Source organism: Deltaproteobacteria bacterium, assembly GCA_029860075.1.
Lineage (GTDB): Bacteria > Desulfobacterota > JADFVX01 > JADFVX01 > JADFVX01 > JAOUBX01.
This window is the reverse complement of record JAOUBX010000120.1, coordinates 1-9,507: the sequence shown is the minus strand read 5'-3', so window position 1 is coordinate 9,507 and position 9,507 is coordinate 1. Positions and strand designations below refer to the sequence as shown.

The following is a 9,507-nucleotide window of genomic DNA, read 5'->3' as shown; positions in this document are numbered from 1 at the left end:
AGCCGGTAATCTTATCAGCCAAACTGATGAGGAAGGCAAGGTGACTACCTTTGAATACGACAAACAGAATCGCCGTACAAAGGTCATTCAACCCGGTGGAATTGAGACAGGCTATGCTTATGATAAATCAGGCAACGTGACGAGCCTTACCGATCCGTTGGGAAGAATCACGGCCACGGCCTATGATGCCTGGAACCGTCCATGGCAGGTGACTGATGCCGACGGCTATGTAAGCACCACATGGTACGACGGTGAAGGGAAGGAAGTTCGTATTATCGACGGTAACGGTTATGCAAAGCGCTTTGTCCGTAACGAACTGGGTCTTGTGGAAAAGGCCATTGACGGAGAGCTTAACAGCACGCTTTATACCTACGATCTTAACAGCAATGTAACCACTGTTACCGATGCAAGAGGGACGGTAACGGCTACTATCTATGATGCGGAAGACAGGCCGACAAAAGTTGTTGAGGCAGAAGGGACGGCGCTTGCCCGAAGCAAAACCCTTCTTTACGACAAGATGGGGAATGCCCTTGAAGTGACGGACTATAAGGGTAATGTGACCAAAACTACCTATAACGTGCTTAACCTGCCTGCCACTGTGACTGATGCTGCCAATAAGGTAACTACAACAGAGTATGACAGGCGGGGCAAGGTGACGAGAGTAACTGACCGGCGGAATAATTCAACTGCCTTTGAATATGATGCTCTCGGTCGTGAGGTAAAGGTGACAGATGCCTTGGGTCAGTTTACTCAAAAGACTTACGACAAGGTGGGTAATGTGAAGACCGCCACCGATAAGCGTGGCATTAATACGGAAAACACTTACGATGATCTTTACCGCCTCACGCAGACAACAAGAGCAGTCGTCCGGCTAGTTACCAATGAATATGATAATGCGGGTAATGTGACGGCAACGACGGATGCTGAAAACAAGCGGACAGGCTATACTTACAGCGGCCGCAACTTGCTCATAGGAACGACTTACGCCGATGGTACGACAGAGAGCCGGTCTTATGATGGCGTGGGGAATGTAGTCACCGTAACTGATGAGGAAGGCAAAGTCACTACTTATACTTACGATAAGGAAAACCGCGAGACCTCCGTTACTTTTGCCGGAGAGACGACAAACAAGGAATACGATGCTGTCGGTAATCTCACGCTGGTTACCAAACCACTTGGTAACACAAGGTCAATGATTTATGACGATCTGAACAGGCTTTTAGAAGTAAGTGAGGGCGCTCTTGTCACCAAATACGCCTACGATAAGAACAGCAACGTAACATTCCAGATGGATGCGTTGGGCCGTCGCGTTAAGTATGAATATGATGCGCTCGACCGGAAGGTGAAGCATATCCAGCCGGGTGGTATTATCACCTCCTATGTTTACGACGCTGAAGGGAACATGACGGCCATGACTGACGCAAAAGGGCTGCTCTTCGGTTATGTCTACGATAAGTTGAACAGACAGGTGGAGGCCAACTATCCTGACGTGGCTACGCCTTATATGACGCCGCTCAAGACGGTGACGGTTCATGATGCCAACAACAACGTGCTCAGCGTCACAGAGACCAAGCGTGACCAAAGTGGCGCAACAGTAACAGGCCTGACGGAAAATACTTATGATGATTTTGACCGATTGACCAGCAGCACGCAAAGGGGTGTGGCAATCAGCTACGCCTACGATAATAACGGTAATAGAACGAGTGTGACAACACCGAATGGGGCGACAACTTACGCTTATGACAATAGAAACAGGATAGCGACGGCTACTGCTGATGGTCTGGTAACTAGTTACGGTTACTACCTTGATGGAAAAAAGGATACGGTGGCTTATCCCAATGGTACCGATGTGAAATACACCTATCATCCGACAAACAGGGTTAAAAGCATTGTTAATAAGGTGACGGTGGATAGTTCGGTGATTTCCAGCTATGCTTATGATTATGACAGCAACGGTAATAGGACATCACAGGTTGAAGTTCAAAGTGGTGTAAGTGAGACAACGACTTACAGTTATGACGATATTGACAGGATGACGGAGTTTACGCTCACTTCCGGCGCTGATGTGACAGTTACGAGTTACACCTTTGAAGGTTACAACAGGGCCACGGAAGAGGTGACAGTAAATGGAACGGTCACAAGCTCGAAAACTTACAGCTATGATGCACTGGACAGGCTTGTCAGAGTAACTGACAGTGTAAACGGCAAGACCATTGGTTACGGCTATGACCTTAACGGCAACATGCTTGCAAAAACCAATAACCTCGATTCTACAGAAAATATGCAGTTTGAGTATGACGCGCTCAATCGTCTTGTTAAGTCAACGCAGGTTTCAGTAGTAAAGGGGCTTTATGACTACAACGCCAGTGGTTTAAGAGTACGTCATAGGTTGAGTGAAAGAGGTGATGTTAATTACTTCTACGATGGGAATGCGGTAATAGAAGAGAGAAATGCTACAGACAGTCTGTTAGCTCACTATAGATATGCTGACCGTCTCCTGTCTCTCAATACGGGTACTGTAACTCAGTATTACCACCATGATGCACTGGGCAACACTGTTAACCTGACTGACAGTGCAGGAGCGGTTAAGGTTAGCTATTCACTTGACCCTTGGGGAACCATCAGAAGTCAAAGTGGAACTTCCGTTAACAGGCAGATATTTACGGGACAGGAGCATGACGAAAATACAGGCCTGATTTATTTTGGGGCTCGTTACTATGACTCCGAAACAGCTAGATTTATCTCACAAGATACCTATTTAGGGGAGTATGGAACGCCGCCTTCATTGCATCGTTATTTGTATGCTTACTCGAATCCAACGGTTTATATTGATTTGTATGGGTATGAATCGATAAAAGTTGGTGAAAATAATGATGTTTACTGGGCAATTGAAAAAGATGGCTGGTTATGGAACTCAGAAGTTCGAAGGGTAAAAATTGGGACAAAAGATGGTGATAATGTCAAACTGACTCAAGAGTTTGGTGGTGGGCTTGTTGCTCATGAATATCTGAAAAAGGAAGCAGATGCTTTCTGGGAGCGTGCTAGTATGGATTCCCTTTCAGGTAAGACAGACATATCCGATTATCTTGAAATCTATCAAAATCAGAAAATACGAGATTATATAGAAGATAGACTAAATCCCCATAAAGAGCAACGTTGGCGTGCAGCACCGGAAAAGAGTCTGACAAAAAAAGGCCTCAATTTATTCGTCGATATTGAAGGCATAAGTGAGGATTTCAATGCAATACGATATGGCATGCCGATGAATAAACGGCATGGAAGATCAAATCCTCGCTTTAACGCTGCAATGCATCTAGCATATAGTGGTTTAGAAAGTGCTGGGGCTTCTAAAGTATTCGGTGGTCTATTTAAAGGGTTAAAAGGATTTTTCTCTAAAAAGGCTGATGATGTTGTTGAGGAAGTGGTTGAGAATACAATCTCAAGTTCAATTGATGGCACACCATCAGCTATTTATAGAGGGATAGCTAATTTAAGTAAACATCAAAAAAATATTCTTTCACAATTAGGGTCACCAGGCGAGCGCATAATTGTTAAGAAAAGATCTATTACTCAGAAAGATCTTGCTGCTTTTACAGCTGCGACAGGAGACGAATTCGCAATGTTTACTTTATCAGGACAGAGAATGATTATAAGAGGAAAACCTCAAGGGTTTCAAGGGATTATAAATGAAGATTGGGCTAAGCAAATGGCCGCAAAAGGATGGCGCTTTTCTGCACATACACATCCAATACCACAGGATGTTTCTCCAAATCAGGTGTTGCGGGCTTCTACAGGAGATAAAGAAATAATGCAATTATTTAACAATGAACAGAGTGCTATTTTAAATCCTTTAGGAGGTAGAAGTTTGTTTACTGAAAAAGGAGATAGTTTGTCGGGATGGCTACCATGAGGAAACGTTTATCATTAGAAGAATGCAGAGAAGTTGCACAAAAAGCAACTCAAGAAGCTTTAAGAAAAGTTAATATCCCAAAAGTAATAAAAGATGATCTTGTCTTAGGTACTCGATGGAATGGAGACTTGATTATATTTGAATTATATTTGCCAGGAAAAAGGCCAGAGGATGCTTTAATCATTAGTAAAGCCACCGTTAATTCCTGTACTGGTAAAGTTTTTGTGGTCGTAAAGTACGAGGGGGATGAAAGTAATTAGAAGAGCAATTGAATGAGATTGTAGAATAAAAGGGAAGAAGGAAAACGGTTCTCTTTTAAGGGAAGCAGGTCTTTAACCCATTGGAATAGATGAAAAAATGGTGCTAATTTATTATTAACCTAGAAAAAAGAACCTTTTTCCATATGTACGTAGTAGATGATGCTGGAAATATTGTTATAGGTACAAGGGGTGGTCAAAGAATGCCGCATCCCACGTTAATCGGCGGATCAAACCCTCAGGTGCGTGCAGCTGGCATTGTTGATATTCGTGGAGGTAGAATCTATTCAGTAAACAATGCTTCAGGGCATTATAAGCCAGGAGTAGGGTCTCTTGATGCAGCAGAAGAAGCCTTTGGGCAGTTACCAAGTAGTTCTTTTCGTACTGATTTTCAAGGATATTTACCTTATAATTAGAGAGTGTGCAATATGAGTACAAATAATAACATTTGTGGATATTGGGGGCTTTATCTATGGTTTGATGAGCATGGGGTTGGCTTGATTCATCCAGAAGATATCGAAAAGTTCCGGAAACTAGTACCAAATGGTAAAGTTTTTGAATGTGTTGACGACGATGGCCAATATATCACTCTCAAATATGCTGATATGAGATATAGAGTCCTACGTAATATTTTTAAACCAGTGAAGGAACCTGTAAGAAAGATTGGCGAGCAAGTTAAGTTGAGGGAATCATCAACAGTCGCTACCATAGTTGATATTGAGTGGCATTTTAAGAAAAATACGCATATTTATTTTATAGAAATAGAAGGTAAGCGAAAATCAAAAAGATACTGGATAGAGGACTTTGAAACTTGAAAAGTAGTTAGAAATGAAGAAATGCTATCTTGGTTCACATATCCAGCTAAGTTTAAAGGAATATATAAACTTGGAATACTGAATCTTGGCTCATAGGTAATTTAAAAAGATAAAAATTTACGAAGTTGTTTAAAAGCTTACGAGAAAGATGTGAAAATCATGAATTGATACCATTTGTACCTTAATGGGTCATTGATGATGCTACCTGTTGGTAAAGGTCTACGGTGAAAAGACAATCATTATTTATGGCTTTGCCTCGTCTGGTTGTGAGCAAAATCCAATTTTTTTGTACATGGCTCCGTTTAGTAATTGAGGATATGATTGAGTTTTAATAAATATGAATTTGTAAAATTAAGTAAGGCAGTATCACATGCACTTAGACATGAACCATGGCTCTATGAGTTAGAGCTTGATGAGCAGGGATGGGTTTTAATTAAAGATCTACTAACAGCACTTCGAAGCCATCAACTTGAATGGAATAATCTCAATCAAGATGATATTGCTCAAATGATTGTCACATCCAGTAAAAAGCGGCATGAGATAAATGGAAATCACATTCGAGCTTTATATGGTCATTCAGTTCCTGGAAAATTACTGAAAAAGAAGGCTGAACCTCCTGAGCAACTTTATCATGGGACATCATCTTCTATTTTAAACAGAATTATGGAATCAGGGCTCCTTCCGATGGGCCGCCAATTTGTTCATTTATCTGTAAACATCGATATCGCTGAGCAGGTAGGGCGAAGAAAAGATGAACAGCCTGCTATCTTGCTAATAGCCGCAAAAGAAGCCTATGCTAAAGGTATAAACTTTTACGTGGGAAATGATACTGTTTGGTTGGCAGATAATATACCAGCTGAATTTATTAGCCGAAGCCGAATGGGGGCAGGCCTAGTAAAGTAGCTGAAAAAGAAAAGGAAAAGAAAAGGGGACGGTTCTCTTTTAGACTTCGTTTTATTAAAAGGAACCGGTTAAATATAGATATATCAATAGGTTATAATACTGCATTGAAATAAAAACATTAAAAAGAGAACCGTTATATATAGATATATCAATAGGTTATAGAACCCCATTTGATCATATAATAAATTATTTCATAAGCTACCCAAAAAAATAACCTCCTGATAACATAAAGGTCACGACAACCATAAAAATGTTAAAAGGAGGTTATTATGAATACTCAAGAAAGTATCAGGCTTAAAAAATATTGTCAATTGAGAAAAGAGATCCGTGGTTCTGATAGACATTTGATCATTGGTATTGATATCGGAAAAGATAAGCATCATGCTTTTATGGGGACAGCTACCGGCAAGTCTCTTTTAAGAAAAGTGATCTTTGAAAATAATATTGAAGGCTATGAGAAGCTGCTGATGCATGCCAATGCAATAAAGACACAAAATGGTCTTGCCGAGATTGTTTTTGGAATAGAACCAACGGGGAATTACCATAAACCTCTAGGTAAACATCTAATTGAATGTGGTTTTAATCTGGTCCTTGTTTCCGGTGTTGCCGTCAAAAGGAATCGGGAACTTTTAGATGGCCGATGGGATAAGCATGACACAAAAGATGCCGCTAATATCTCTGACTTAATTTCACAAGGCAAATGCCTTTTTTATGAGTCACCCTCATTAGAGATAGAAAAAGTTCGTAATTTGTTATCACTTCGCAGGCGGTTGAAGCGGGAAGAGCATAGTCTGAAAATGCGGATACGAAACAACATCCTGGCAATGTACTTCCCGGAACTTGATAAGTTTTTTAGTCAAAGTGAATCGGAAAACCTGGCCATCATTCGATGGTGCTTGGATACCGGTAAACTTGCCGGTCTGGAATTTAATCAGTTTTATCAAATGGTAACAACAAGAGACCGGGGTGCGGCTCAACGGGTCCGTTTAAAGAAGATTCAAGAACTGGCAATAGAGTCAGTCGGTTGTTCCGTTAATTCTGCAACGGAATTTGAAGCCATGGTACTGGTAGATAAACTGAGGCAAATACGTGAAGTGGTCAAAGAAACGGAAGGATTAATTGAAGCGGAATGTCATTCTCTATCTGCCTATCACTCTTTGTTGACAATACCCGGCTTTGGGCCCTTTGTTTCGGCAAGTGTCCTGGCAACAATAGGGAACCCTTTCAGGTTCAGCAATAGGAAACAGGTGGTAAAACTGGCAGGCTTAGACCTTGGCGCCAATCGTAGTGGTAAAACAAGTCAATATGCCATACCGGTAATATCAAAAAAAGGGAGTGGAGAGCTGCGTTATGCCCTTTATCAGGCAGCTCATATTGCCTCAATACGAAATAAAGGCTTTATACAATACTATACAGCTCTAATGGATGGGCGAGACCGTGAAAAAGGGATAAAAACAAAGTTGAGGGTAAAGCTTGCTGCCAAACTTCTGGTGATCGCATGGACGTTAATGAAGACGGGGGAATGTTTTGATCCAGATTGTTTGACAAAAAATTAGCTCTTTATAGAAAAACAGGATAATTAGAGCCCGAGCTAGAACCGTTGAGACCTTTAAGGATCTCGGGAGGGACAATACCGGGCCAATCACTGGATCTTGAATGCTGGATAAGGGATGATGGACAGGAGCCAATGGGCTGCATGTCGGATATTTATAACGATTAGTATCAGGGTCCACAAAAGTGATAAATAAACCTATGACTTTAAGCCAATAAATACAAAGGTAAACAGGGAGCTTTATACTGAATTCTATATATTTTGTAAGTTATTAATTTTTAAAGAGAAAACTTTTTTGTTGACATAAGGAGTATAGGATGTCCCCTATCCCCGATTCAAAGGCAATGGTTTATGACGTCTTCAACAGACTTTTAGAAGTAAGTGAAGGAGGGTTAACCACAAAATATGCCTACGACAAGAACAGCAATGTCACGGTTCAGATGGATGCGCTGGGCCGTCGCGTCAAGTATGAATACGACGCTCTTAATCGGAAAATAAAGCACATCCAGCCGGGCTTTATTACCACCACTTACGGCTACGACGCTGAAGGCAACATGACAAGTATGACTGACGCAAAAGGGCAAAACTTCAGTTATATTTACGATAAGCTTAACCGCCAAACTGAGGCCAACTATCCCGATGTCGCCACGCCTTACATGACGCCGCTCCAGACGGTGACGGTTTATGATGCTAATAATAATGTGATTACTGTTACCGAAAGCAAGCGGGATGTTGACGGCATAACGGTGATGGATGCAACGGAAAACACCTATGACGACTTTGACCGACTCGACACAAGCAACCAGCGGGGAATGCTCATTGATTATGCCTACGACAATAATGGTAACAGAACAAGCGTTTCTACTACTGCCGGAACAACGGCTTATACTTATGACAGCAGGAACAGGGTAGCCACAGCAACGGCTGACACTTTGGTAACAAGTTACGGTTATTACGCAGATGGAAAGAAGGACACAGTGACATATCCCAACGGCACGGATGTGAAATACACTTATCATCTTACTAACAGGGTTGAAAGCATTGTTAATAAGGTAACGGCTGATAGTTCGGTTATTTCCAGCTATGCTTATGAATATGACAGTAACGGTAATAGGACATCACAGGTTGAGGTTCAAAACGGGGTGACTGAAACAACGACATACAATTATGATGACCTTGACAGGATGACAACCTATAGTGTGACTGACGGAACAGATACTACGCTGACTACTTACACCTTTGAAAGTTACAACAGGGCAACGGAAAATGTGACTGTTAACGGAGCCGCTACTGCTTCAAAAACCTATATCTATGATGCTTTGGATAAGTTGACCAGTGTGTCTGATAGTGTCAACGGTAAGACGGTTGCTTATGGTTATGACCTCAACGGCAACATGCTGTCAAAAACAAACAACCTCGATTCTGCCGCCAATATGCAGTTTGAATATGACGCATTGAACCAACTGGTGAGAGCAAATCAGGGCGCAGAGATCAAGGGTCTTTATGATTATAACTCAGGTGGCTTAAGGGTACGTCATAGGTTGAGTGAAAGAGGTGACGTTGATTACTTCTATGACGGTAATTCCGTTATTGAAGAGAGGAATGCTGCTGATAGTTCATTACTCGCGCATTACAGATATGCCGATAGACTCCTGTCTCTGAATAACGGTACATCAAGTCAGTACTACCACCATGATGCACTTGGTAGTACAGTTAATCTTACTGACAGTGTGGGTACTGTGCAGGTTAGTTACTCACTTGATCCGTGGGGTACAATCAGGAATCAGAGTGGAACGAGTATTAACAGACAGATATTTACTGGGCAGGAGCTTGATGAGAATACAGGGCTGATCTACTTCGGTGCAAGGTACTATGATTCCGAGAGCGCGCGTTTTATCTCTCAGGACACTTATCTTGGGGAGTATGGAACGCCTCCATCACTTCATCGTTACCTTTATGCTTATTCGAATCCGACAGTTTATGTTGATTTAATGGGGTATAAGTCTAAGTTAACAAACTATGTCCTCACAGGAGAATTTGATCTTTCTCCTGAGGAAGAATTCGCTGCTC

The 9,507-nt window shown here is 41.7% G+C and carries 7 protein-coding genes; all 7 read left to right on the top strand.

What is annotated here, in order from left to right; translation table 11 throughout:
* The coding region (locus OEV42_20590; GenBank protein ID MDH3976669.1) for a hypothetical protein at window positions 1–3,910 on the top strand (3,910 nt) is incomplete at its 5' end.
* A complete protein-coding gene (locus OEV42_20585) occupies window positions 3,907–4,170 on the top strand; it encodes a hypothetical protein (protein MDH3976668.1) in 264 nt (87 codons plus the stop codon). The genes OEV42_20590 and OEV42_20585, both read left to right, overlap by 4 nt.
* A 143-nt stretch (window positions 4,171–4,313) precedes the next feature.
* Complete coding sequence (locus tag OEV42_20580; protein MDH3976667.1) at window positions 4,314–4,583, top strand: hypothetical protein; 270 nt, start codon at window positions 4,314–4,316, stop codon at window positions 4,581–4,583.
* A gap of 12 nt (window positions 4,584–4,595) precedes the next feature.
* Window positions 4,596–4,982, top strand: coding sequence for a hypothetical protein (locus OEV42_20575; protein ID MDH3976666.1), 387 nt, complete (start codon window positions 4,596–4,598; stop codon window positions 4,980–4,982).
* Window positions 4,983–5,303: 321 nt separating this feature from the next.
* On the top strand, window positions 5,304–5,885 hold the full coding sequence (locus tag OEV42_20570; protein MDH3976665.1) for an RNA 2'-phosphotransferase: 582 nt from the start codon (window positions 5,304–5,306) through the stop codon (window positions 5,883–5,885).
* Window positions 5,886–6,154: 269 nt separating this feature from the next.
* Complete coding sequence (locus OEV42_20565; GenBank protein MDH3976664.1) at window positions 6,155–7,441, top strand: IS110 family transposase; 1,287 nt, start codon at window positions 6,155–6,157, stop codon at window positions 7,439–7,441.
* 313 nt (window positions 7,442–7,754) lie between these two features.
* The coding region (locus OEV42_20560) for a hypothetical protein (GenBank protein MDH3976663.1) at window positions 7,755–9,507 on the top strand (1,753 nt) is incomplete at its 3' end.